Here is a 21,187-nt window from a genome sequence, read left to right as displayed (position 1 = left end):
GCCGTCTTACGGTGGGATTCGAGCCTTCACCGAGCATGCATGCCGACCTTGATCACATTGCCTGAGCCGTCGCGGAAGAAGAATCGGGTCACACCCCACGTCTCGGTCGTGAGAGGGTGCACGATCTCCAGGTCGGCCGCCACGGCCCGTTCGTAGGCGGCTTGGACGTCGTCAACGAAAACGGAGGCGGTGGGATTCTCAAGAGCGGTCGCATCGGCGGAGAGCAGGCTCAGCTGACGCCCCTCCGCATCGGCCAGGGTGACGATCCATCCGTGGTCCATGACGACGTCGAGACCGAATACCGCGGCGTATTCGTCGACGCTCCGGCGGAGGTCCGTGACAGAGAGGTCGGGGACGATGCGTTCGATGCTCATGACGAGATTATTGCTCCGGCGCACTGTTGTCGCCCGCTGCCGGCATGGCTTACGGCGGACTGCACGGTCGCCGTAACGCCCCTGACCGTGACGCCCGTCGCCCACGGGATGAGCAGCCGGGACCCAGGATTCGCGAGCACCTGTGGCAGGGCGTGGGCTTAGCGAAGGTGATCGCAATTAGGAGCAGCGTCTACATCTAGAGGGCATCACGATCGCGCATGAACGTGTTCACGTACTGCGTGATCGCTTCGGCTTCGTCGACGAGCAGCGCGTGACTGGCGTTGGGAAAACGTTTGACCTCGGACTCGGGAGCACGGCGCCGAAGGGTCGCTTCAGCTCTGCGGGGGACGAACCGGCTTTTTCCGCCGAGTAGGACCGCAACCCGCGAGTCGAATGCGGCCCATTCGCTCGGGGCGATGCGCTGTGGGCGCGGCGTCCCTGCCTGCACGAACTCTCGCCTGCTGGCGATAAGCAGGTCGAGTGTTGTTGATTCGGGCAGCTTTCCTCCTCGTACCCAGGCCAAGTACGAGCGATATCGTTCTTCATCGCCGAGCAACATGGCGAGCATTCGTGCCCATGTTCCCAGGGGGATCGGCGCAAGGGACCCGGGTGGGTCCAGCGCAGTGACGCTCTGGAGGCGGGAGGGGAAGCGGACGAGCTGGTTCAGTGCGGCCCAGCCACCGTAAGAGAAACCCACCAGGTGCACTTTCTCGATCCCCAGGCCGTCGAGGGTCTGCTCGAGCCATGATGCAACCTCCGCGCCCGTCGGAAGTGGCTTGGTCTGGACACTCCGGCCGGCGTCCCAGATGGTGTCAACGGCAAAAATCTGCCGCTCGGACTCCCAGGCGCTGACGAATGGGCCCCACGAGGCGATCGTGCTTCCGCCACCAGGAAGAAGGAGGGCCGGGATGGTAGCGCGGCGCGTCCGCGATGCCGACACCACCGTCGTTCCGTAGCTCGTCTCGACTTGGTGGTCGACTCGCGCGGGCCAGGTCTCCATCGCTCGGTCGAAGGCGCGCATGAAGCGTGCCCGGGCATCAGCGTCTCGGAACCTTCCCACGGCATCAGACATAGGTCGAGCGTAACAACCTGCTTGACCGTGGGTACCTCGTGACCTAGTTTAGGAACATGTTCGAAAAAGAAGCCGGGCGAACGCCCGGGAGCGATGAAGTGAATCCCCTGGCCTACGGCCGACGGACTCTTGGGACGGCGGCGGCGCTTTCGGCCGTCCCTGCGGTTGCAGCGGCCATCGATCAACAATCAGCTCGCACCTTGCACTCACATGCCGTGAACATGTACAGCGCGCACGATGTGCCTATCGACCCTGGCCTGCTGTATCTCATCGTTTATGCGGTCGCCGGATCGCTAGTGGTACTTTGGTTGACAGCTGCGGTCACAGCATGGGTGAGCCGGAGGGTTGCGTCAGGTGTCGGCGCTCTACTAGTGCTTGCGAACGGTGCCACGGCTCTCGCGATGCTCTTCGCGACCGAGTACGGGAGTGTCGTCTTCCCGATGCAGTGGGGTGTCCTCATTGCGTTGCCCGCCATCGCAGGAGCCCTCGCCGTAACACTGCTGTTCCGTGGCGCGAAACGGTGACTGGCATGCTGGGCCTCGTCGAAGGAGTCACCCGTGGTCGAGAGAACCGATCAGCCGCAGGTCGGGCGGCGCAGAGGTCGCCCCCCGGCGACGTCTCAAGCCGACATTCTCGCTGCAGCCTGGCGCGTGATCGAGGCACAAGGATGGGAGAGCCTCACCATCCGTGGTCTCGCCCGGGAGCTCGGGATCGGAGCCGCGACGATCTATCACCACGTCCGTGATCGCGAGGACCTACTGGTCCGACTGATCAGTGACTACGCTGCCGAAATACCGCGTCCCGAGCTGCCATCCGAACCGCGCGAGAGGATATGCGTGGCGGCGGTGGCCCTCCATGAGGCGTTGCGCGAGCTGCCGTGGGCGGCCGAGGTCCTCACCGTCGATGGATTCGTCGGGCGGCTCAGTGATGACGCACTATGGTTCGTTGAGGCCATGCTCGACGGCGCACGTCGCGGCGGATGTAGCCGGGAAGAAGCAGTCGCACTGTTCCGCAACATCTGGTACTTCACCATTGGAGAGCTGCTAGTCCACTACCGCAGCAGCGATACTTCCGAGACCACGGTGGATCGTTCAAAACTGATCGATGAGACCGTAGCGCCATTTGAAGGGCGAAACGCCGAGAAGGTTCCCGAACTGGCCTCGATAGGTCGTGACTGGCCCGCACTGGCGGCTCAGGACACCTTTTCGGGCGGTGTCCGGGCACTCATACAGGTAGCGCTCGGCGAGGCCAGCCGGCGATCCTGAATCGCTCTCGCGCAAGTCTCCGGCCCCTCGAATGCGAGGCGAAAAGGCCCGCTCAGTTACCCGTTAATAGTCTGCTTCCAGACATCGCGAGGTGTACGACCCGCAACTCGGTCAGGCGAGCCTCGGCCCGCCGCGCGTGACATCAAAGCCTCCCGCAGCGCACGTTGAGCAGTGTCCACATTCCAGTAGCTCTGATGGCTTGCGCCCCGGCATAGGGCGTCCCTGGGTTCCTCTTGTTCACGCGTTGCTGCCCACATGCGTCCGGCAATCAACCCTGAGCAAAGCATGAGGAAAATCGATAATGAATAACGCATCCAGCACAGAGGCTGCTAGCTACACAAGCCGAAGGACGGGCTCGATCCTGACGGCCGTCAACGGAGTTCAACTCCTGGTGTCCCTCGACCTCTGCATTGTTAATGTCGCGCTTCCCGACATTGCAACAGACCTGAACTTCAGTGCAAGCAATTTGGCATGGGTCATACATGCCTATACATTGACTTTTGGTGGGCTCCTTCTTCTTGGCGGTAAAATTGCCGACACGATCGGACAGCGCCGAACACTCATTGCAGGTCTCTCGATCTTCGGATTGTCATCATTACTTGCAGGCCTGGCCACGTCGCCTGAGGTCTTGATCGCCGCTCGGGGCTTGCAAGGCGTTGGCGCCGCCGCTATGCAGCCAGCATCGCTCGCCGTGCTGACGACAACGTTCCCGAAAGGGCGAGAGCGTGTGCGCGCATTCGGGATCTGGAGTGCGGTGAACGCTTTCGGGGCGGCTATCGGCGTGCTGCTCGGTGGAGTTATAACGGAGTATGCCGACTGGCGTTGGGTCATGTTGCTTAACGTTCCGGTGGCCCTCATACCGATGTACCTCGCCCGGCGCGGCATTCCGAGAGACGTCTCCGTCCCGGTCGCGAAGAGGCCGGACATCATGGGGGACTGCTGGCGACCTCGGGGGTGACCGTGCTTGTCCTTGCAGTGGTGCGGGCATCAAACCTCGGCTGGACGTCTCCGCAGACGCTCCTTGCGCTCACGGCAGCCGCGTTGTTGCTCAGCCTCTTCGTTCGCGTGGAGCAATCTCCGCAACGAGATGCGATTTTGCGCCTAGGGCGTGTCTGATAAATTTCCCGGTGGGATTCTGAAACCCTGGAATCGTGTCTCGATTCCAACTACTCACTGATGACCAATGGGCTCTCATCGCCGACTACCTCCCGGCACCGACCGGCCGACGAGGCCGCCCGTTCTCCGATCCCAGACAGATGGTCGAGGGCATCATCTACCGCTACCGCACCGGTATCGCTTGGCGCGATCTGCCCGAGACCTTCGGCAAATGGCAGACCGTGTGGACCTGGCACCGCCGCCTCGCCGCCGACGGCACCTGGGATGCCATCCACCAGGCTCTGACTGTCCACGCGGCAAAGAATGACAAGGTCGACTTCACCGTCTCAGTCGACTCCACGATCGCTCGCGCACATCAACACGCGACGAACATCAGCCGCGTAAAAAAGGGACTCGTCGAATTACAAGGATCTACTGACAGAGTCGCCTGACCACGCTTTCGGCCGCTCGCGCGGAGGCTTGTCGACAAAGACTCATCAGCTCGTCGATGGCCACGGGCTGCCGCTGGTGTCGATCTGCACCGCTGGTCAGGACGGCGACAGCCCGATGCTCGCCCCTCTGTTGGACAACCTTCAGGTCGGTCGACGCACCCGCCCGGACGCCGTCCTTGGCGACAAGGCCTACTCATCGAGAGCGAACCGGTCACTGCTGCGGTCGCGGAAGATCGAGGCAGTCATCTCCGAACCGTCCGATCAGCAAGGCCATCGTCTCCGGCGAGGATCAAAGGGTGGCCGTCCACCGAAGTTCGACGCGATCAAGTACAAGGGTCGCAATGTCATCGAGCGCGGTTATGCCCGTTTGAAGCAGTGGCGAGGACTGGCCACTCGCTATGACAAACTCGCCGTCGTCTATCGAGCCGCTGTCGTGCTCAACGGTGTCATCGCTTGGTTACAGCATTTATCAGACACGCCCTAGGCCTCCTATCCAATGCCAGCGTCGCCGGGTCGAATGTGATCAACCTCTTCCTCGGCGCGGCGATGGCCTCGTGCTTCTACTTTCTCTCCCTCTACGTTCAGATGGTGCTCGGGTATCCACCGGCGTTAACCGGGCTAATGTTTCTCCCGTTCGCACTCGGAGTTATAGTCGGCGCAGTGCTGTCCCTCCGTTTCGGCAGGTACCTTCAGCCCCGTGCACTGATGATCATCGGTGCTCCCCTAGCGGCCGCAGGGTTCATGTGGTTCGGACTCATGCGAGCCGACGGCACGTTCCTCAGCGATGTCCTTGGGCCCTCGATCATAGCCAGCGTCGGATTCGGAATGTGCCTCGGACCCGTGGTCTCAACCGCTACACACGGTGTGTCTGAGAGGGAGGCCGGAATGGCCTCCGGGCTGCTGTCCAGCGCTCGTCAGTTGGGTGCGTCGGTGGGACTTGCCGTCCTGGGGACCCTGGCCATTCAACGGGCAGGGGCGGAGCCCAGCCCCGAAACGCTCACCGCCGGCTACGGACTCGCGATGCAAGCCGCCGCCTGGCTGTTGATCATCGGCGCGGGAGTGGCAGTCTTCGTCTTGCCTCGCCACCGTGACCGATGACGGATGTGGTGGGGCTGCGGCCGAATGGAGTCCGGGCCCCGATAAGAGCACGGTTCCTACTCGAGCGCAGACGACCGATCACCGGACGCGCGATGTGGCGATTAACTGGAGGGCGGATGAGGCTGCTCGGTCGAGTAGCGCCGCCAGAGTAGTTCCGACCCGGTCCGAGTCCACCGATCGGTGGACTCGGACCGGGTCGGGCGGTGGATCCGCAAGCGTGACCGGGCGCGAACACTGGTCACATGCATAGTAGTAACCAGCGCGGACCACAGGGCCGGCCAGCAGGTGGTGCAGTCACCGTGCTGGAGGTCAGGGGACTCGTCAAGAGCTACGGGCCTCAACGAGTGATCGATGATGTGTCCTTTGATGTTGCTCAGGGAGAGTTCTTCGGGATACTCGGCCCCAATGGGGCAGGAAAAACGACCACGATCGAGATCTGCGAGGGAGTCCGAGAAGCCGATCGCGGGCACGTGAGGCTCCTAGGGAGCGATCCTTACAGGTTCACTAAAATGATGCGGAATCAGATCGGGATCGTGGCTCAGAGCGGATTCGAGCGCACGTCGCTCGCCGTGACAGAAATGGTTACTCAATTCGCTGCATACAGTGAAAACCCGTGGGATGTCGACGAGCTGCTGGAAATTACCGGACTAGGCGATAAGGGAGGCTCACGGATCGGGGTCCTTTCAGGCGGCCAACGCCGTCGCCTCGACGTGGCATTAGGGGTCGTGTCGCGGCCACGGGTGCTATTTCTCGATGAGCCGACCACGGGATTCGACCCCGCTGCGCGGAGGGCTTTCTGGCACCTCATCCGCAGCCTCCGAGACTTCGGGGCCACGATAGTGCTGACCAGCCACTATCTCGAGGAAGTGGAATTTCTGGCAGATCGGATCGCGATACTTAGCCTTGATCCACCGATCTGCTTGCAGGCAAGGGGTGCGGCTGGATTCGAGCGCGAGCATGACGTGAGGGCAGGAGGTAGCGTCCCGGTCTCTCACCGGTCTCTTCCACAAATGTTTCCCAAGGTCTCCTCCAGACCCTGCGGCGTTGTGCTCGAGTAGGAGCGGATCGGTCAGGACAATACTGTCCTTGGTGGGCTCAGCACTGCTTGCCAGAGTCGTGCGAAGTCCCTCGCCCACGGCCACTTCGTGGGCAGGTGCAGGATCAGCTTCCTGGCCCGGTGGGCAATCCGGGCGGGGATGCCGATGATGCGCGTGCGCAGCGTCTGGGCGCGCACTTTGCTTATCCGTCCACCGATGAGCCCGGCAGCAGCCCGCAGCAGGTTATGCGTGATCGCTGCGATCGTCACCCAGGCGGCATTGGCGTTGAATACCCCGGAAGGCATATGCGCCAAGGCCCCGTTCTTCAACTCCGCATGGATCTGCTCGATGATCGCGTGTCTGCGGTGGACTTGATCAGCAGCGACTGTGTCGAAACGATCCCGGTCGATGGTGGTGAAAAACGCGTGGTACCGGTACAAGTCGAACAAGGGATCCTGCCCACTCGCGCGTTTGGTCTCGTTGAGTTCCGGGATGCGGCGGACCACCAAACGCCCCGTCGTGTGCAGGGACTTCTTCTTCGAGGTGAACGCGGTGAACGGGACCTCAGCGACTTCAGCTTTGCTGATCCAGGCCTCGGAGTCTTCGTCGTAGATCGCTTCGGGGTATTCGATGCCTGTCCATGCGTCGTCGCTGATCGACCCGATCGCTGCCTTGATCCTTTTGTCCATGCGCACCGTGATCGACACATCCGCCCCGCCGTCGTGGGCGGCTTTGACGACGCCTGATGAGTAGTATGCCGAATCAGCACGCACCAGCACCGGGGCACCGGAGCCGATTCGGGCCGTGGTGGCCAGGGCGTCGGAGACGAGTTTGTCAGCGCCCCGGGCTGACGAGGTTGAGCCTTTGCGCAGGCGCTGACCAACAATAATTTGGCCGGAACCGGCAGTCGAGGCTGTGGCCAACAGTGCGTTGAGTCCGCGGCTGCCTTGGTAGCCGAACCCGGCTCCTTGCTTCGCCGCGGAGTGAACATCGATGACGGTGTCGTCGATATCGACGAACACCATCGCTTGTCCAGTGTCTTCGCTGGTTGGCAGCAGCGGTGTGTGTTCGTTGAGGTTGGCCAGGAAACGGGAGGAGATCGCGTCGAGTTGCCGGACATGGCCGAAGGCGAACGAGCGCAGGAACGAACCCAGAGTCGAGGGAGCGTAGACGCGGTCGAACAGGTGTGTCATGCCGCCGTGGCGGACGAGGTTCATGTCATCGATCGAGTCGGCTCCGGCAGCCATCCCGCCGATGAGTGTGGCCAGTTTCGCCGCCGGGTTCGCGCCTTTGTCAGCGCCGGTGGTCGACACGGTCAGACGGTCTTCGGCGAGGTCGAGCAAGCCGGCCTTCTGGGCGAGGCCCATGATCGGGACCATCCCAGTGGTTGCGGTGAGGTTCTCATCGTCGAAGGAGTGGGACACAGTCGCGGGGGTGTGGTTGAATAGCACCTGAGAGGTGCCCCTTTCTGGGCGGGAATGTTGACTTTGAACATCACCATTTTCCCAGTTCAGGAGGGGCATTTCCATTCCACGCGCGAGCTTGAACGGCTACTTACATCGGTGGATCAAGGCTTAAGGCCGGTCGCATCGTTGCCGCCGGGACGCTGCCGGAGATCCGGCAAGCCGTCGGGGCCGAAGCTGCAATCTCGTGGCGCGGCGCCAACGGCCTGCAGGCTGAGACCGTCACAGAGGTGCTGCCTTTCATCCGCCAGCTACTCTCGACATGTAATGACGACGAGATTGCAGATCTCGAAATTCGGCGCCCGTCACTGGAAGAAATCTATTTAGAGCTGGCCATTGGGAAGTCCTGTGCGTGAAACCCTGAAAATTTCTCTCGCGCCGTTGCCGCCCGTACGCGTGTTGAAATCAAGCAGTTCTGCCGCGAACCCCTGCAAGTGTTCTTCGGTTTCGCGTTCCCGATCGTTCTGTTCGCTATGTTTGCGACGATCTTCGCAGGATCGTTCGATGCGCCGGAGGGAGCTGAGGCCACTCTCGAGGCCTATTACCTGGCGGGTATGATCGCTGCCGCCGTCATGACCTCTGGATTTCAGACCACCGTCGAAATCCTCGCCTCGGAGCGGGACGATGGGACGATGCAACGACTCGCTGTCAGTCCCATGCCCGGAAGCGCGTATCTCGTCGGCAAGGTGATCTTGGTCGTCATGAACACCTCGTTGCAGACGCTGCTGCTACTCCTGGTAGCACGAACTGTCTTCGGGGTTGACATGCCGAACCCTGTTTTCGTCTTCGCCTGGGTACTAGTCCTCGGCACCGCTGCCGCTACTGCTGCCGGAGTCGCCTTCGGTTCCGCGATGCCGAACGCGCGAAGCGCCATAGCGTCTGCCACTCCCATCACGGTTGTGCTGAGCATTTTCTCCGGGAGTTACATACCGATGACCGAGCTTCCCGGCTGGTTGCAGAGCGCCGGTTACCTGTTTCCGCAGGCATGGATCGCCCGAGGGCTGCGGCATACTGTGCTGCCGGTCGAATTCACTGACGCGATCGAGCCCCAACCGTTCGGGGTTGCAGCGATCGGAGAGCTACCCGTGGTGGCGGTAGCGTTGAGCTTATGGTTCGTCGCTATGGCCGCGTTGACCTGGCGCGCATTTCGCTGGTTCTCCCGGTGAAGCAAGCACGGCACCGTCACTTGCTCACTGGCGGAAACGTTCCTCTGGCGTCCGAGGCGGAGCGAAACTGGCGGACGAATTGGCCTGTTCATGTCGCGGTCTTCGTCGCCGCCGGTGTGGAGATCGCGCTCGCGCCCGGTGGATCGGCGATAGTTCTGGCCCTGCTGTGGGCGGCGTCCTACGGCCTCACTCACTGGGCTTATATCGTCCGCCAGGTTCGGGGGGCCGGAGAATGCGGGGTCGCCATGATGACAGTCCTTGCAATGGCGCTTCTGACCGTGAGCGACAACGGATTACATCTGTTCGTCACCTTTCCGCTGATCTGGATCATGCTCGAAACATTTATCCGCGGGCTGTTAGCTACCGTCGCTGCTGCCACGGCCATGGTGCTTGTCGTGATCTGGAGCGAGGGCGGAGTCAATGGTGATGTGCTCGGATCGGCTCTCGCGATGGGCTTCGGTGTCGCGGCGTTCTCGATCGGACTTGCGGCGTGGATATGGCGCGTTGAGGTCCGCTCCCACGAACGCCGTGAGCTTGTTGCGCGTCTATCCGAGACGGTATCGGAGCTAGAGGCCGCGCGAGCAGAGCTGGCATCCTAGGAACGAACCCAGGGGGCAGCTGATGAGCGTGCGCGTATCGCGGCGGACATCCATGACACTCTCGCGCAATCATTCAGTTCGATCGCAATCCTGGCGCAGGCCGCTCGGCAGAACGGTTCGGTACGTCCCGGGTTGATCGATCAGATTGAAGTCGCTGCTAGCGATGGTCTGGATCGCCCCGGGTGTGGTGGAGGGCTTGATCCAACCGAGAGGATAGAAACATGCCCGCACCGAGTAAGTACCCTGTAGAAGTCCGTGACCGTGCCGTACGCATGGTCAACGAGAAGCTGACCGACGATCCGGCCCTGGCCGTGAGCACCGCGTGCCGACTGGTCGGTGAACAGATCGGAATCAACAAAAACACCCTCCGCAATTGGGTGAAACAAAACCATGTGGATTCGGGCAAAACGCCAGGAATGACAACCGATGACAAGCAACGCATCACGGAGTTGGAAAAGGAAATCCGAGAACTTCGCCGAGCCAATGAAATCCTGCGGAAAGCGAGTGCGTATTTTGCCCAGGCGGAGCCAGGCAGCCGCTGACGGATATCGATGACTTCATCGATGACAATCGTGACGAATTCGGAGTCGAGCCGATCTGTCGTGTCCTTTCCGGTACCGGGGTGCAGATCGCTGCGAGTTCATATTACGCCAGGAAATCCCGCCCGGCCTCGGAGCGGAAACGCTCTGATGCCGTGTGGGATGAACGGATTCAGAAAGTTCATTCCGATAATCGCGGATTGTTTGGAGCACGGAAGCTCTGGGTCATGCTCCGCCGGCTCTATCCAGACGAGCCGATCGCCAGGTGCACAGTCGAACGACGCATGCGCGCCCTGGGTCTGGCAGGGGTGAGCAATGCCCGGTCGACGAATACGACATGGCAGTCTAAGACCGCCTCGTACCCGAGTGACCTTGTGTGCCGGGACTTCACCGCCGATGCTCCAGATACCCGCTGGGTCGCTGACATTACGTATGTTTCGACGTGGAGTGGTTTCGCCTATGTCGCGTTCGTGATGGATTTGTTTTCCCGCATGATTGTCGGGTGGCGAGTCGATACGACGCTGCGAACCGATTTGGCGCTGGATGCCCTGGAGCACGCTTTATGGGAAAGGAGACGAAAGGATCGTAATATCAATCAGCTAATTCACCATTCAGACAAGGGGAGCCAGTATGTTTCTATTGCTTACACAGAGCGACTACGTGAAGCCGGGATAGAGGCCTCGGTCGGCTCGACGGGTGATTCTTATGATAATGCCGCAGCTGAAGCGTTAAACAAACTATTTAAGAAAGAGGTGGTGTGGCGCGAAGGTCCGTGGACTGGTCGCGATGCTGTGGAATTCGCGACTTTGGAGTGGGTGCATTGGTATAACAACACCCGCCCGCATTCGTACTGTAAAGACCTCGCTCCAGCACAGTTCGAGGATCACTACTATACTGAAATCAGTCGGCCAGAGGTGGCTGGCGTACCGTCAAGAGCTCTCCACTGAACTCGGGGCGATCCAGTCTCGCGGAGGCGCGCGGCCTGCTCGCGCGATCGCGGCCTCCAATGGATCTTGCCTTGGCGGTGAAGCGACTCGCCAGGGATCTGTCAGAGCGAACCAGGATCCGTGCCTCCGTAGACTCCGCCAGGTGGCAGCCCGCGGCAACGAGGCTCGAAGTCGTGTTATTGCGCGTCGCACAGGAGGCGCTGCGCAATGTCGAGAGGCATTCGCATGCAGGTGAGGCGCGAGTGATCTTGAATGTTGATGATGTTGACGATGTCGCTGTACTGGAAGTTCACGATGACGGGGAGGGTTTCGACGCCGATCTACCGTCTCCGGGATATGGCCTGCATGGCATGCGCTCTCGGTTGGAGATCGAGGGTGGGTCACTGGGTGTTGCGGCGTCCCGTGGGCACGGCACTACGCTGACGGCACGATTGCCTTTCCAAGCCGCCGAGGGGACGGGAGCGTAACGGACGTGGGATCCACTTCTCTTGCGGTCGTGATCGCTGATGACCATCCCATTTTCCGCGCTGGCCTGCGTGCTGTTCTGGAGAATGCGGGACATGAAGTTGTGGCCGAAGCCGTAAATGGGGCGGAGGTCATCGAGCGCGTGGAGAGGATGGTTCTCGACGGAACGACTCCGGATGTCGTTCTCATGGATCTACGGATGCCCGTCATCGACGGGGTCACTGCCACCCGCCGTCTTTGTGCGATGGCGAATCCAGTGCGAGTACTGGTGCTGACTACTTTCGAAACGAATTCAGCGATACTGCGCGCGATTTAGGCGGGTGCAACGGGATATTTGCTGAAGGACACGCCCGCTGCGGAGCTCGTGACGAGCCTGGAAAGCGCAGCAGCCGGCCACACTACCCTGGCGCCATTAGCCGCTGGAGTGCTCGCGGCCTCGGTGCGCGCTCCGCGTCAAGAACCTTTGACGCCTCGGGAGTTGGCTGTCCTTCGCAATGTCGCTGCTGGCCTATCGAACGCCCAAATAGGAACGGAGCTGCATATTGCTGAGTCGACGGTCAAGACGCACTTACTGAGAATCTTCGCGAAGCTGGGGGTGGAGGATCGTACGCGAGCGGTCACGCTGGCTCTCGAGCGTGGATTGTTGTAAGCCGGAAAGCTGCCCTGTGGAAGGGTAAGCAGGTACCGGCTGCGCGCCTACGGCCCGCAACGCACCGCTGTATCGCGGGCGCTGCGGGTCCCCTCGGTCAGCGTTCTTCGGACCGCGTGCTCGGGGCGCTTACGGCCGCGGCGTCACACGTAGGGTTGAGTGATGAGCTCAAGCGCGTGACCGGCGGGGTCCTTGAAGTACACGCCGCGCCCGCCGTGATCTGTGTTCGTCTGACCAGGACGGCTCATCTGCGGATCCGCCCAGTACGTGATGCCACCGTCATTCAGGCGCATGAGTGCTCGATCGAAATGATCATCACATACCAGGAATGCGTAGTGTTGCATCTGAATGGGGAAGGGTGGTTCAGCGAACTGCAGCATCACGCCTCCGCCGATCATGATGTTGCTGAATAAACCCCACGATTCGGTTTCGGAGGCCTCCAGCATGTGGCAGTAGAAGGCAGCCGATTCGTGCCGATCAAGTGCTGCGATGATTGTGTGATTGAGAAGTGCGGTCATATCTAGAACCTTTCGTTTCCATCCGTTGGTGATGACATGTGTAGCGCGCTAAGCGCGCTTGCAGTCCAGATGGAGGACTTCGAGCTCTGAGATGACAGCGGGGAGGATTGGTTCGCAGGGGAGCCGGCCCGGTGGGCCGGTCGATTCTCAGCCTGCGACCGGATAGCCGTCCTGTGCGTGGCAGATTGCCGTTCCGGTCTTCACGCATACACCGTATCGCCCGGGAGCGCCCGTCTTCAAGGGGCTCTTCACAGATGACGGTGTAGCTCGGTTCTGAATCCTCCGGTGTCGAGTAGGGCGCGGATGACGTAGTGGGCGAGATTGCGGAAGCCGAGCGCGGTGCCACGGAGGTGCTCGAGTCGGCCGTTGATCGCTTCGGTGGGGCCGTTGCTGGTGCCGGGGTGGGCGAAGTAGGCCAGCACGTCCAGGGCCCGTCGTTTCAGGGTTCGACCGAGGGTGATCAGCTCGGTGAGCTGCGTGGGCACTTCCTGGGGGAGGTCGTCGATCACGGCTTGCAGAGCCTTCTTCCCACTCGCGCGGTCGGGGTGGCGGTAGGCGGCGACGATGCGCTGGTAGATGCTCCAGGTCGCTTCGACCTCGACGTGCTCGTCTCGGGCGAACACGGCCTTCAGGCGGGTGATCTGCTTGTCGGTGAGCAAGTCAGCGCCGGTGTGCAGCACGCGCCGGATCCCGTAGAGCGGATCCCCAGATCGGCCCCGATGGCCGAGGGTGGCCTGTTGGACGCGCTGGCGGCACTGATCGATCTTCTCGCCGGCCAGGGCGACGACGTGGAAGGGATCCATCACCGCGGTCGCCTCGGGCAGCTCCTCGGCGGTCGCGGTCTTGAAGCCGGAGAACCCGTCCATCGCGACGACCTCGACCCCGTCCCGGAACTGGGCGGTCTGGCCCTCGAGCCAGGTCTTGAACACTTTCTTCGAGCGCCCCGGGACCATGTCCAGGAGCCTGGAGGGGCCGGTGCCGTCGCTGATCGGGGTCAGGTCGATGATGACGGTGACGTACTTGCTGCCCCGGCGGGTGTGGGACCACACGTACTCGTCCACGCCGATGACGCGGCCCCCGTCGAGGCGGGTGGGATCGTTGATCAGCAGCTGCTGGCCGGTGGCCAGAATCGCATCGTTGGCGGTGTTCCAGGCGACTGCGAGCCCGGTGGCGATCCGGGCGACGGACAAGCGATCGATGACCACGCCCTTGAGCGCCCACAGCGCGGCGTGCCGGGAGAGGACAGCGCGGGGCTCGGCCGCGGTCGAGGTGTCCTGGCGCCACACGCTGCGGCAGTCCGGGCATCGGTAACGACGCACTCTGACCTGCAGCGTCGTGGGACGCCAGCCCAGCGGGACGTGGGCGAGACGCCGGATCACCGTGCCCCGGGAGACGCCTTGCTGGCCGCAACCGTGGCACCAGTTGTCCGGTTCGAGCACGCGACACTCCAACACCGATCGGTGCGGCTCGATCAGCTGGCCCGTCACGGTTAGGCCCAGCCGGTCAAGCTGGCTGAAGGTATCGAGATCGGGCGCGGTGAAGGTAGCGTTGAGCACGTCGAGGTCTTCCAGATGGCGAGCGTAGGAACTTCCATCATCGGGAGACCTCGACGTCTATCCCGACACCGCCGCGCCGCCAGCTCCTACACCCTCATCTGTGAAGAGCCGGATTGCTTTGCACGCGGACATCCGACAGAAGCTGGAGGACGTTCCGGATGCACTCACGCACATGGACATGCTTATCGCGAGTGAGGCGCAATTGCTCAAGGAACGAGAGACGCACCGTCTGACTCGTAAGCTCAATGCGGGCAACGTTGCGGCGCTGATCTTCATTGCGCTCGTAGGCGGGGCCATCGTTTATGGACTAGTTTCTATCGCGATCGCGATCCAAGACACTGCAGTGCTGTTCTGGTTGATTATTCTTGTGACCGGAGTGGTTGGGGCTTTTGTCGTAGCTCTGGCAGCCGTTGGTCTGGGCGCGGTCTATGAGCCTCCCCGGGAGAAGTCAAAAAAGGCTAGATAGATTCTCTTCGGAGTTCAGCTTCCGCGGGGACGCCAGCGTCCGAACCCACCCTCGGTATTGATGATCTGGCCTGTGAGCCACGATGCCTCGTCGGTTACGAGCCACGCGATGAGGCGCGCCGGGTCATCCGGCTGTCCGTATCGCCCGAACGGGAACATGGGCTTGACGAACTGCCACATGTCGTCGGTGAGATAACCAGTGTCGACGGGGCCTGGATTGATCGTGTTGACCCGAATGTTGTCATCGGCGAGTTGATCGGCGATCGTCGTCGTGACTCCGGCGATCGCGGACTTGGCTGCCGCGTATGCGACTTCGCCGGGCATCGGGCCAAGGTCCTGGCCTGATGTGAGGAAGACGATTGACGCCGGACTCCCTGGGGAGTGATGTGTAGCGAAGGACTGGGTGAGCAGAATCGATGCGCGCGCGTCGACTGCCCAGTGTCGGTCGAGATCCGCGGCACTCAACTCACCGATGGGGCCGTCGGATCCTGTTAGCGCTTGATTGCAGACCAATGCATCGACGTGGCCGAACTCGCCCACGGCTGCGTCGATTACCTGCTCGGCGGCGTTTGGGTCAGCCAGATCGGCGTGGAGGTCAGCAACGCGTGCATCGCCCACGGCGTGTGATCGAACGCCGTCGAGGACAGCGGTGATGTCGTCGCTGCCCCACTCCTGCTCGGCATCATGTGGGGAGAAGTGGTGACAGAACACGTTGGCCCCGTACGCGGCGAGTCTGCATGCGATGGCGTACCCGATCCCCGCGCGGCGGCTGACCCCGGTCACGACAGCGGACTTGCCCTTCAAAGGGAACGGGACGCGCGTCAAAGGATGCGTCGGTTCGAGGTTCATGGCCTCTATTGAAACAGACCAGAGTGCCCGGTCGCGTACGACGGTTCTGCGCGGCTGTCAGCTGCTCAGAGGTTGCTTCGTGCCGGAACGCGGTGGAGTTCCGCTTCAACGTGTGAGGCACGACGGTTGGTCGCCGGCAGTCGGCGTCCAACTGCCGGCGGCCGACACATGCTCTGTTCGTACGCGGTCGAGCGGACGCGGTGGCGTCCGTATGCTCGACTGCTTCGCAGAATAGCGCCGTATGGCCGTGGGCTCTGCATCGGAAGAGCGGCTCGACGAGCTCACCGCGCGTGAGCGGGAGGTGCTCGTGTATACAGGACGCGGGCTGTTCAACGCGGAGACCGCCGCGGAGCTGGTCATCTCGGAGAACACCGCGCGTGTGCACGTGCTGCGCATCCTCGCCAAGCTTCAGCTGCGCGACCAGGCCCAAGCGGTCGTTCTCGCCCACCGCCTGGGCCTGGCCCCCGCGTCCGAGTGGGCAAGCGCCCTAGGTGACTTGACGAGCTGGAAAGTCAATGCTTGACTTGCCGACATGGAAAATGACTCTGGTTCGGGGGCCTCTGATGGCGATGCGGCGCGGGAAGCGCTGTCCGCTCTCGATGCTGATGGAGCGCGTCTGGCCCAGCGGGTCATCACGCCCTGGTGGTATCACTCGATCCTCGGCGTCATCGTCGCTCTGATGATCTTCGGGGTTGCGTACCCAGGCGCACTCGGCTTCGGCCTCGTCGCGATCGGAGTCATCGGGATCGCGCTTCTCGTCCGGGTGTACACGCTTCGCACGGGGGTCTGGATCTCGCGGGCCGCCGGCCCCTCCACCCGGCAACTCCAGCGCGTCCTCATGGTCATCAACATCGTCTTGATGGGGACGGCGCTTGCTTTGCGCGTGACGGAACCCGCACCCTGGTGGGCTCTCCTACCTGCGCTGTCGGGCCTCTTCGCGACGTGGGTCATGGGGCGTCACTACGACCGTGAGCTCCGCCGAGAGCTGGCAGGATCGGTGACCGGACCGTGAGCACGAAAGCGCAATTCCACGAGGTCGTCCATGCCCCAACCCGCCTGCGCATCTGTGGGTTGCTGCGCCGCGCCGAGGAATTGGAGTTCTCGGTCATTCGCGATGCGCTCGAGTTGAGCGATGCGAATCTTTCGAAGAACCTCGCCGTCCTCGCCAACGCGGGCCTGGTCTCCGTGCGCAAGGAAGCGTCGGAGAAGCGGTCCGATGCGCGCCGACTGACCTGGGTGGCGCTGACTGGTGCTGGTCGCGAGGTCGTCGAGGAGCACCTGGCTGCGCTCAGAGCGATCGCCGGGTGAACACTGGCGTCGCGGCCGCGCGCGCCCCGGTCTGCTGCCCGACGTAATGCGGATCGACTAGTCGAAGATGATCGCCTCGGCAGACGACACCGCCATTGATCTTCGCGAGGGTGGAGGCATGTCCCTCACCGTCGAACCTTCAAACCTCACGAAGGCCTACGGCGGCCGCATCGTCGTCGACGGTCTCGGCCTGCGCATCCCTGAAGGCAGTGTCTACGGCTTCCTCGGGCCGAATGGCTCGGGCAAATCGACGACCATGAAGATGCTGCTCTCGCTCATCCGTCCCACCAGCGGCGAGGTCGAGGTGCTGGGCCAGCCGATGACCCGCAGCACCCGGCGGCAGTTGCCGGGCGGTGTCGGCTCGCTCATCGAGACTCCGCCGGGGTATGCGCACCTGACCGGCGCGGAGAACATGCGCATCGTCCAGCGACTGCTCGGCCTCGACGACGCGCAGGTCGACTTCGCGGTCAATTCCGTGCGGATGTCATCGTCCAGCTCGGCTTCGCCTACTGGGAAGGTCTGCAGTGGCCTCTGACGGGAGGGAGCGGACCTGGCGAACAGATGTTTCTCGGTGTGGGGACGTGGTGGAGTTCAGGTTCAACGTATAAAGATCTGTCCTGTTCGTCAGTGAGTTCTGAGCATAAGGTCCGCAAATCGGCCGACGTGAATCGATCGATACGCTGCCTCTTCGACGCTCACCCGTCGGCGTGCGCTTTCAGGTGAGCTGCCCACTGCAACCGGCTTGTCCTCGTCCTGGCCGCACACGAAACAGTGAGGTCGCTGAGATCGGCGTGCGTTAGAGTTGCCCCCGAATGTCAGCATCTGCTCGCAGCCAGGGGATCTGATGCAGGTCGAAGGCCAACCTGAAAGATCGAAAGCCGAGGACTGAAGATGACCGACAGTACGAGTTCGTCACAGCGGTCGGGGCCACGGGCCGTCGCGAAGGCGGTCTGGGGAGCGGCCCTTGCCCTGGCGATCGTGGTGGGCGTGATTGCCGCGATCATCGGAGTCGCATCGCTCGTGCCCGGACTCGGTCCGCTCAGCACGGTTGCATCTCGCTTCGCGCCCACCGTTGCACCCCTGGTGGCTCTGGTGGGGCTGATCGTCCTCAGCGTCGGAACCATCGCTGTGCGTCGAGGGCGTCGACGCGCCGGAGCAGCGGCGACAGTGCTCGGTGGGGTCGGCGCGGCTGCGAATCTCGCCGTCATCATTGTCCTCGTCGGTGCCATCACATCGGCCGGCGGATCGGTGAACGTGTTCACTGCGACATTCGGACTGTCCGCCATCGACACGGCGAAGCCCGACCGCCAAGAGGTGTACGAGCAGACCAGTTCAGGAGACGACCTGGCCGTGTCGATCTACGAGCCGGACGGGACTGAGGGCCCGGCACCGACGATCATGTACGTCCACGGAGGCGGCTGGATCGCGGGCGAGGCGAACGCTTCGAGCTCGGAGCTGCGCGAACTCGCTGATCATGGCTACCTGGTCATCTCGGTCGACTACGAACTCGCCACCCAGGACAACGCGACCTGGCAGAGCGCGCCCTCGCAGGTAGCGTGCGCCGCGACCTGGATTCAGTCCCACGCAGACAAGCTCGGCGCAGACATGGACCGTCTCGCGTTCTGGGCCGAGAGCTCCGGCGGCAACATGGTCGCCAACACCGCCGGCGCCGCAGCCCAAGGTGCCGCCGAGTCCTCGTGCGGTGGGGAGGTTCCTGTCCCGGCTGCGGTTGTCGCTGACTATCCCGCCTTCGACGTGACGGGCCTGTACGAGAACGCACCGGCCGGTCCTGGCGCGGGTACGGGCACGCGCATCTTCGCGACGAGTTTCACCGGCGGGACACCGGGGGAGTTCCCGAAGCGCTACGCGGCGGTGAATTCCTCCACCCACATGACCGACGAGGCGCCGCCGATGCTCGTGATGATCGCGATGCGCGATGACGTCATCGCTCCCTCCGACCAGCTCGCTTGGGCTGATGCCGCCCGCGACCGCGGAGTCGACGTCCAGACCGTGCGGATTCCGCTCGCCAACCATGCCTACACGCAGAAGGCGAAGAACTCACTCGGCAGCCAGGGGCACCTGAGCATCGCAGAGGCCTACTTATCCGAACGGCTTCGCTGACCAGGCGTGGTCGGCGCGGCATATCGTGAAAGCGCGCGAGAGTCGGCGGAGCCGACGTGAATATCGCCGATTGGCTATGGTGGTGATTGAGCGAACGATCCGGTTCCGCCACCATTCGAAACAGGAGCCTTCACCAATGAGTTTCACCGTCTATCTTTCCGGCGAGATCCACACCGATTGGCGCGATGAGATCCAACGCGGCGCAGAGGCCGCCGGTCTCGACGTCGAGTTCACCGCGCCGGTGACCGACCACCCGGCCAGTGATGCCGCCGGCGATCACCTCGGTGAGAATGACAGCCAGTTCTGGCGTGACCACCAGTCGGCCAAGGTCAACGCGATTCGCACCCGCACCCTGATCGAGAAGAGCGACATGGTGGTGGTGCGATTCGGCGATAAGTACAAGCAGTGGAATGCGGCCTTCGACGCGGGTTACTGCGCCGCGCTCGGCAAGCCGTATGTGACGTTGCACGATGCGGACATCGTCCATGCCCTCAAAGAGGTCGATGCTGAGGCCAAGGCCTGGTGCACAACAACCGATCAGGTGGTCGAGACCCTGCGCTACGTCCTGAGGGCCTGAACACGACTCAGCCCCGGAGCCGTCGTCGATGCCGTCGGCGTCGGCTCCGGGACTGAGAAGTCGGCACGATCTGTGATTGGATGAAGAACATGGCACACCGATCCGATCTCAATGACGATGACCGCAGATTCCTTCGCCGCAGCGTCGACCTGGCACGTGAAGCGCTCGAGGCCGGAGACGAACCGTTCGGGTCCGTGCTGGTCGATGCCGACGGTCGAGAGCTCTTCGCCGATCGCAATCGAGTCGCCGGCGGCGATCACACGCGCCACCCCGAATTCGAGATCGCCCGGTGGGCGGCAGCGCACCTGACCCGGGACCAACGAGCGAGATCGACCGTATACACCTCGGGCGAACACTGCCCGATGTGCGCGGCGGCCCATGCATGGGTCGGGCTCGGGCGAATCGTCTACGCCAGCAGCAGCGAACAGCTGACGGCGTGGAGTGAGGAATGGGGCCTTGCCGCAGGCCCCGTTCTGCCGCTGCCGATCAACGCCGTCGCACCCGACATCGACGTCACCGGACCGGACCCGGATCTCAGCGATGAGCTGCGTCGGCTGCAGGCACGACTGCATGGAATCACGCTCACTCCGTGAGCAACCCGAGGAAGGAGCTCCGTCTTGGCCCTGTATGAAATCGACTTCACCTCGAGCAACGACCGCGATGTCATCCATGGGTGGCTGCACACACCCGCCGCGGAGCCCAAGGGCGTGGTCCAGCTCATCCACGGTTTGGGCGAGCATTCCAGACGCTACCTCCACCTCATCAGTGCTCTGCTGGACGCGGGATTCGCCGTTGCCGCAGACGATCATGCCGGTCACGGCCGCACGGCCATGCAGTCAGGCATCTGGGCCGATGCCGGTGACGATGCGGCACGCGTCGTCGTCTCCGATGAGCTGACTCTGCAGCGGAAGGTCCGTGAGATCCTTCCGGATCTTCGCTGCGTCGTGTTCGGACACAGCTGGGGGTCGATGATCGCGCGGGTCATGGCTGCCCGGACCGCCGGCGATTTGGCGGGACTCGTCCTGTGCGGGATCGCCGCGCAGATGCGCGGAATCGAGAGAACTGTCGACAGAGAAGACCTCAAGAGATCGGCCACCGGTGACAACCGAGCCGAACCGGCGTCGGAGCAGCTCGTCGATCAGCTCTTCGACGGCTTCCTCGACCGGTGCGGTCCTCAGGCCGGTCCCACCGCCTGGGTCGCTGCGGACGAGGACGTCGTCGCCGACCACGGCCGCGATCCGTTCAACAATTTCGGCGCCCCGATGAGCGCACGATTCATGCAGGGTTTCGTCGACGTCTACGACCAAGCCAATGACCGAGCCTGGTACTCGGCCATCGGCGCACAGCTGCCGGTGCTCATCCTCGCCGGTGAGCAGGACCCGGTGGCCAACTACGGCGAAGGCGCCTTTCACGTGGCCAATCGGCTCCGCGAGACCGGGCACGACGACGTTCGCACGCGAGTCTTCCCCGGAGTGCGGCACGAAGTGCACAATGAGCCTCTGACCCGCGCCGAGGCGGAGCGCGAGATCCTCGACTTCGCCACCCGAGTCACAACGACTCAGTGATGCCGCC

The 21,187-nt window shown here is 62.7% G+C and carries 26 protein-coding genes and 1 other annotated feature; of the genes, 20 read left to right on the top strand and 6 right to left on the bottom strand.

Annotated elements, in window-relative coordinates:
* Nucleotides 1-26 precede the first annotated feature (26 nt).
* Nucleotides 27-374, bottom strand: coding sequence for a VOC family protein (locus IG171_RS09055; RefSeq protein ID WP_212131327.1), 348 nt, complete (start codon nucleotides 372-374; stop codon nucleotides 27-29).
* A gap of 196 nt (nucleotides 375-570) precedes the next feature.
* Nucleotides 571-1,446 carry an alpha/beta hydrolase gene (locus IG171_RS09050; RefSeq protein ID WP_212131326.1) on the bottom strand — a complete coding sequence of 292 codons (876 nt, stop codon included), beginning with the start codon at nucleotides 1,444-1,446 and terminating at the stop codon, nucleotides 571-573.
* Between the two features lie 56 nt (nucleotides 1,447-1,502).
* Between IG171_RS09050 and IG171_RS09045 the strand changes: the two genes are divergently transcribed.
* The 6 genes from IG171_RS09045 to IG171_RS09020 all read left to right on the top strand — a co-directional run bounded on the left by IG171_RS09045 (nucleotide 1,503) and on the right by IG171_RS09020 (nucleotide 6,414).
* Nucleotides 1,503-1,970, top strand: a complete 468-nt coding sequence (locus IG171_RS09045) for a hypothetical protein (RefSeq protein WP_212131325.1) — start codon at nucleotides 1,503-1,505, stop codon at nucleotides 1,968-1,970.
* Nucleotides 1,971-2,003: 33 nt separating this feature from the next.
* Entirely contained in the window at nucleotides 2,004-2,711 is a 708-nt protein-coding gene (locus IG171_RS09040; protein WP_212131324.1) for a TetR/AcrR family transcriptional regulator, read from the top strand.
* 301 nt (nucleotides 2,712-3,012) lie between these two features.
* Nucleotides 3,013-3,669 (top strand): MFS transporter, encoded by a 657-nt coding sequence (locus IG171_RS09035; protein ID WP_212131323.1) that lies wholly within the window; start codon nucleotides 3,013-3,015, stop codon nucleotides 3,667-3,669.
* Nucleotides 3,670-3,862: 193 nt separating this feature from the next.
* Nucleotides 3,863-4,742, top strand: a protein-coding gene (locus IG171_RS09030) for an IS5 family transposase (protein WP_212127312.1) whose coding sequence is annotated in 2 segments (ribosomal slippage) — nucleotides 3,863-4,219 and nucleotides 4,221-4,742 — 879 coding nt in all. Because the reading frame shifts where the segments join, the coding sequence is not laid out codon by codon here.
* On the top strand, nucleotides 4,712-5,356 hold the full coding sequence (locus IG171_RS09025; protein ID WP_212131322.1) for an MFS transporter: 645 nt from the start codon (nucleotides 4,712-4,714) through the stop codon (nucleotides 5,354-5,356). Before IG171_RS09030 ends, IG171_RS09025 begins: the two co-directional genes overlap by 31 nt.
* Nucleotides 5,357-5,700: 344 nt before the next feature.
* A complete protein-coding gene (locus IG171_RS09020) occupies nucleotides 5,701-6,414 on the top strand; it encodes an ABC transporter ATP-binding protein (RefSeq protein WP_212131321.1) in 714 nt (237 codons plus the stop codon).
* Nucleotides 6,415-6,425: 11 nt separating this feature from the next.
* On the opposite strand, the gene IG171_RS09015 is transcribed toward IG171_RS09020, so the two are convergent.
* Nucleotides 6,426-7,817 (bottom strand): IS1380 family transposase, encoded by a 1,392-nt coding sequence (locus tag IG171_RS09015; RefSeq protein WP_212131610.1) that lies wholly within the window; start codon nucleotides 7,815-7,817, stop codon nucleotides 6,426-6,428.
* Nucleotides 7,818-8,290: 473 nt separating this feature from the next.
* On the opposite strand from IG171_RS09015, the gene IG171_RS09010 reads away from it, so the two are divergent.
* The 5 genes from IG171_RS09010 (at nucleotide 8,291) to IG171_RS19325 (ending at nucleotide 12,221) form a co-directional block, all read left to right on the top strand.
* A complete protein-coding gene (locus IG171_RS09010) occupies nucleotides 8,291-9,022 on the top strand; it encodes an ABC transporter permease (protein WP_212131320.1) in 732 nt (243 codons plus the stop codon).
* Nucleotides 8,965-9,621: a hypothetical protein gene (locus IG171_RS09005; protein WP_212131319.1), complete on the top strand. Its 657-nt coding sequence runs from the start codon at nucleotides 8,965-8,967 to the stop codon at nucleotides 9,619-9,621. Before IG171_RS09010 ends, IG171_RS09005 begins: the two co-directional genes overlap by 58 nt.
* A 221-nt stretch (nucleotides 9,622-9,842) precedes the next feature.
* Nucleotides 9,843-11,107, top strand: a protein-coding gene (locus IG171_RS08995; protein WP_212131318.1) for an IS3 family transposase whose coding sequence is annotated in 2 segments (ribosomal slippage) — nucleotides 9,843-10,134 and nucleotides 10,134-11,107 — 1,266 coding nt in all. Because the reading frame shifts where the segments join, the coding sequence is not laid out codon by codon here.
* Nucleotides 10,127-10,258, top strand: a sequence feature (AL1L pseudoknot). It overlaps the preceding gene by 132 nt.
* A gap of 496 nt (nucleotides 11,108-11,603) precedes the next feature.
* Nucleotides 11,604-11,888, top strand: a complete 285-nt coding sequence (locus tag IG171_RS19330; protein WP_349252152.1) for a response regulator transcription factor — start codon at nucleotides 11,604-11,606, stop codon at nucleotides 11,886-11,888.
* 48 nt (nucleotides 11,889-11,936) lie between these two features.
* Complete coding sequence (locus IG171_RS19325) at nucleotides 11,937-12,221, top strand: response regulator transcription factor (protein WP_349252151.1); 285 nt, start codon at nucleotides 11,937-11,939, stop codon at nucleotides 12,219-12,221.
* 143 nt (nucleotides 12,222-12,364) lie between these two features.
* Here the strand turns inward: IG171_RS19325 and IG171_RS08985 are convergent, their stop codons facing one another.
* Together IG171_RS08985 and IG171_RS08980 are read right to left on the bottom strand one after the other, a co-directional pair.
* On the bottom strand, nucleotides 12,365-12,739 hold the full coding sequence (locus tag IG171_RS08985; RefSeq protein WP_135807666.1) for a VOC family protein: 375 nt from the start codon (nucleotides 12,737-12,739) through the stop codon (nucleotides 12,365-12,367).
* A gap of 248 nt (nucleotides 12,740-12,987) precedes the next feature.
* Complete coding sequence (locus tag IG171_RS08980) at nucleotides 12,988-14,295, bottom strand: ISL3 family transposase (RefSeq protein ID WP_212131317.1); 1,308 nt, start codon at nucleotides 14,293-14,295, stop codon at nucleotides 12,988-12,990.
* A gap of 172 nt (nucleotides 14,296-14,467) precedes the next feature.
* Here IG171_RS08980 and IG171_RS08975 point away from each other — a divergent pair, with 172 nt between their 5' ends.
* Nucleotides 14,468-14,761, top strand: coding sequence for a hypothetical protein (locus IG171_RS08975; protein ID WP_212131316.1), 294 nt, complete (start codon nucleotides 14,468-14,470; stop codon nucleotides 14,759-14,761).
* Between the two features lie 14 nt (nucleotides 14,762-14,775).
* On the opposite strand, the gene IG171_RS08970 is transcribed toward IG171_RS08975, so the two are convergent.
* Nucleotides 14,776-15,609 (bottom strand): SDR family oxidoreductase, encoded by an 834-nt coding sequence (locus IG171_RS08970; protein WP_037294454.1) that lies wholly within the window; start codon nucleotides 15,607-15,609, stop codon nucleotides 14,776-14,778.
* A 241-nt stretch (nucleotides 15,610-15,850) separates the two neighbouring features.
* Between IG171_RS08970 and IG171_RS08965 the strand changes: the two genes are divergently transcribed.
* The 8 genes from IG171_RS08965 (at nucleotide 15,851) to IG171_RS08930 (ending at nucleotide 21,180) form a co-directional block, all read left to right on the top strand.
* Nucleotides 15,851-16,132: a helix-turn-helix transcriptional regulator gene (locus IG171_RS08965; RefSeq protein WP_212131315.1), complete on the top strand. Its 282-nt coding sequence runs from the start codon at nucleotides 15,851-15,853 to the stop codon at nucleotides 16,130-16,132.
* Between the two features lie 9 nt (nucleotides 16,133-16,141).
* Nucleotides 16,142-16,621 (top strand): hypothetical protein, encoded by a 480-nt coding sequence (locus tag IG171_RS08960; RefSeq protein WP_212131314.1) that lies wholly within the window; start codon nucleotides 16,142-16,144, stop codon nucleotides 16,619-16,621.
* Entirely contained in the window at nucleotides 16,618-16,917 is a 300-nt protein-coding gene (locus IG171_RS08955) for a transcriptional regulator (RefSeq protein ID WP_212131313.1), read from the top strand. The genes IG171_RS08960 and IG171_RS08955 overlap by 4 nt, the downstream gene beginning before the upstream one ends.
* 118 nt (nucleotides 16,918-17,035) lie before the next feature.
* Nucleotides 17,036-17,452, top strand: coding sequence for an ATP-binding cassette domain-containing protein (locus tag IG171_RS08950; RefSeq protein ID WP_212131312.1), 417 nt, complete (start codon nucleotides 17,036-17,038; stop codon nucleotides 17,450-17,452).
* 356 nt (nucleotides 17,453-17,808) lie between these two features.
* Nucleotides 17,809-19,038: an alpha/beta hydrolase gene (locus IG171_RS08945; RefSeq protein WP_212131311.1), complete on the top strand. Its 1,230-nt coding sequence runs from the start codon at nucleotides 17,809-17,811 to the stop codon at nucleotides 19,036-19,038.
* A gap of 76 nt (nucleotides 19,039-19,114) precedes the next feature.
* On the top strand, nucleotides 19,115-19,615 hold the full coding sequence (locus IG171_RS08940; protein WP_249204323.1) for a YtoQ family protein: 501 nt from the start codon (nucleotides 19,115-19,117) through the stop codon (nucleotides 19,613-19,615).
* A gap of 89 nt (nucleotides 19,616-19,704) precedes the next feature.
* The gene (locus IG171_RS08935) at nucleotides 19,705-20,208 is read left to right on the top strand and encodes a nucleoside deaminase (RefSeq protein WP_212131310.1); all 504 of its coding nucleotides are present in this window, start codon (nucleotides 19,705-19,707) and stop codon (nucleotides 20,206-20,208) included.
* Between the two features lie 24 nt (nucleotides 20,209-20,232).
* Nucleotides 20,233-21,180, top strand: coding sequence for an alpha/beta fold hydrolase (locus IG171_RS08930; protein ID WP_212131309.1), 948 nt, complete (start codon nucleotides 20,233-20,235; stop codon nucleotides 21,178-21,180).
* Nucleotides 21,181-21,187 lie beyond the last annotated feature (7 nt).

Source organism: Brevibacterium sp. SMBL_HHYL_HB1 (assembly GCF_018208375.1).
In the GTDB taxonomy this organism is placed as follows: domain Bacteria; phylum Actinomycetota; class Actinomycetes; order Actinomycetales; family Brevibacteriaceae; genus Brevibacterium; species Brevibacterium intestinavium.
This window is presented reverse-complemented; position numbering and strand designations above follow the sequence as displayed.

Excerpts from the sequence above, each read along its gene's own strand:
- IG171_RS09055 (WP_212131327.1), bottom strand. The coding sequence starts at position 374 with ATGAGCATCGAACGCATCGTCCCCGACCTCTCTGTCACGGACCTCCGC.
- IG171_RS09050 (WP_212131326.1), bottom strand. The coding sequence starts at position 1,446 with ATGTCTGATGCCGTGGGAAGGTTCCGAGACGCTGATGCCCGGGCACGC.
- IG171_RS09045 (WP_212131325.1), top strand. The coding sequence starts at position 1,503 with ATGTTCGAAAAAGAAGCCGGGCGAACGCCCGGGAGCGATGAAGTGAAT.
- IG171_RS09035 (WP_212131323.1), top strand. The coding sequence starts at position 3,013 with ATGAATAACGCATCCAGCACAGAGGCTGCTAGCTACACAAGCCGAAGG.
- IG171_RS09005 (WP_212131319.1), top strand. The coding sequence starts at position 8,965 with ATGGTTCGTCGCTATGGCCGCGTTGACCTGGCGCGCATTTCGCTGGTT.
- IG171_RS08985 (WP_135807666.1), bottom strand. The coding sequence starts at position 12,739 with ATGACCGCACTTCTCAATCACACAATCATCGCAGCACTTGATCGGCAC.
- IG171_RS08975 (WP_212131316.1), top strand. The coding sequence starts at position 14,468 with ATGGACATGCTTATCGCGAGTGAGGCGCAATTGCTCAAGGAACGAGAG.
- IG171_RS08970 (WP_037294454.1), bottom strand. The coding sequence starts at position 15,609 with ATGAACCTCGAACCGACGCATCCTTTGACGCGCGTCCCGTTCCCTTTG.
- IG171_RS08965 (WP_212131315.1), top strand. The coding sequence starts at position 15,851 with ATGGCCGTGGGCTCTGCATCGGAAGAGCGGCTCGACGAGCTCACCGCG.
- IG171_RS08960 (WP_212131314.1), top strand. The coding sequence starts at position 16,142 with ATGGAAAATGACTCTGGTTCGGGGGCCTCTGATGGCGATGCGGCGCGG.
- IG171_RS08950 (WP_212131312.1), top strand. The coding sequence starts at position 17,036 with ATGTCCCTCACCGTCGAACCTTCAAACCTCACGAAGGCCTACGGCGGC.
- IG171_RS08945 (WP_212131311.1), top strand. The coding sequence starts at position 17,809 with ATGACCGACAGTACGAGTTCGTCACAGCGGTCGGGGCCACGGGCCGTC.
- IG171_RS08940 (WP_249204323.1), top strand. The coding sequence starts at position 19,115 with ATGGTGGTGATTGAGCGAACGATCCGGTTCCGCCACCATTCGAAACAG.
- IG171_RS08935 (WP_212131310.1), top strand. The coding sequence starts at position 19,705 with ATGGCACACCGATCCGATCTCAATGACGATGACCGCAGATTCCTTCGC.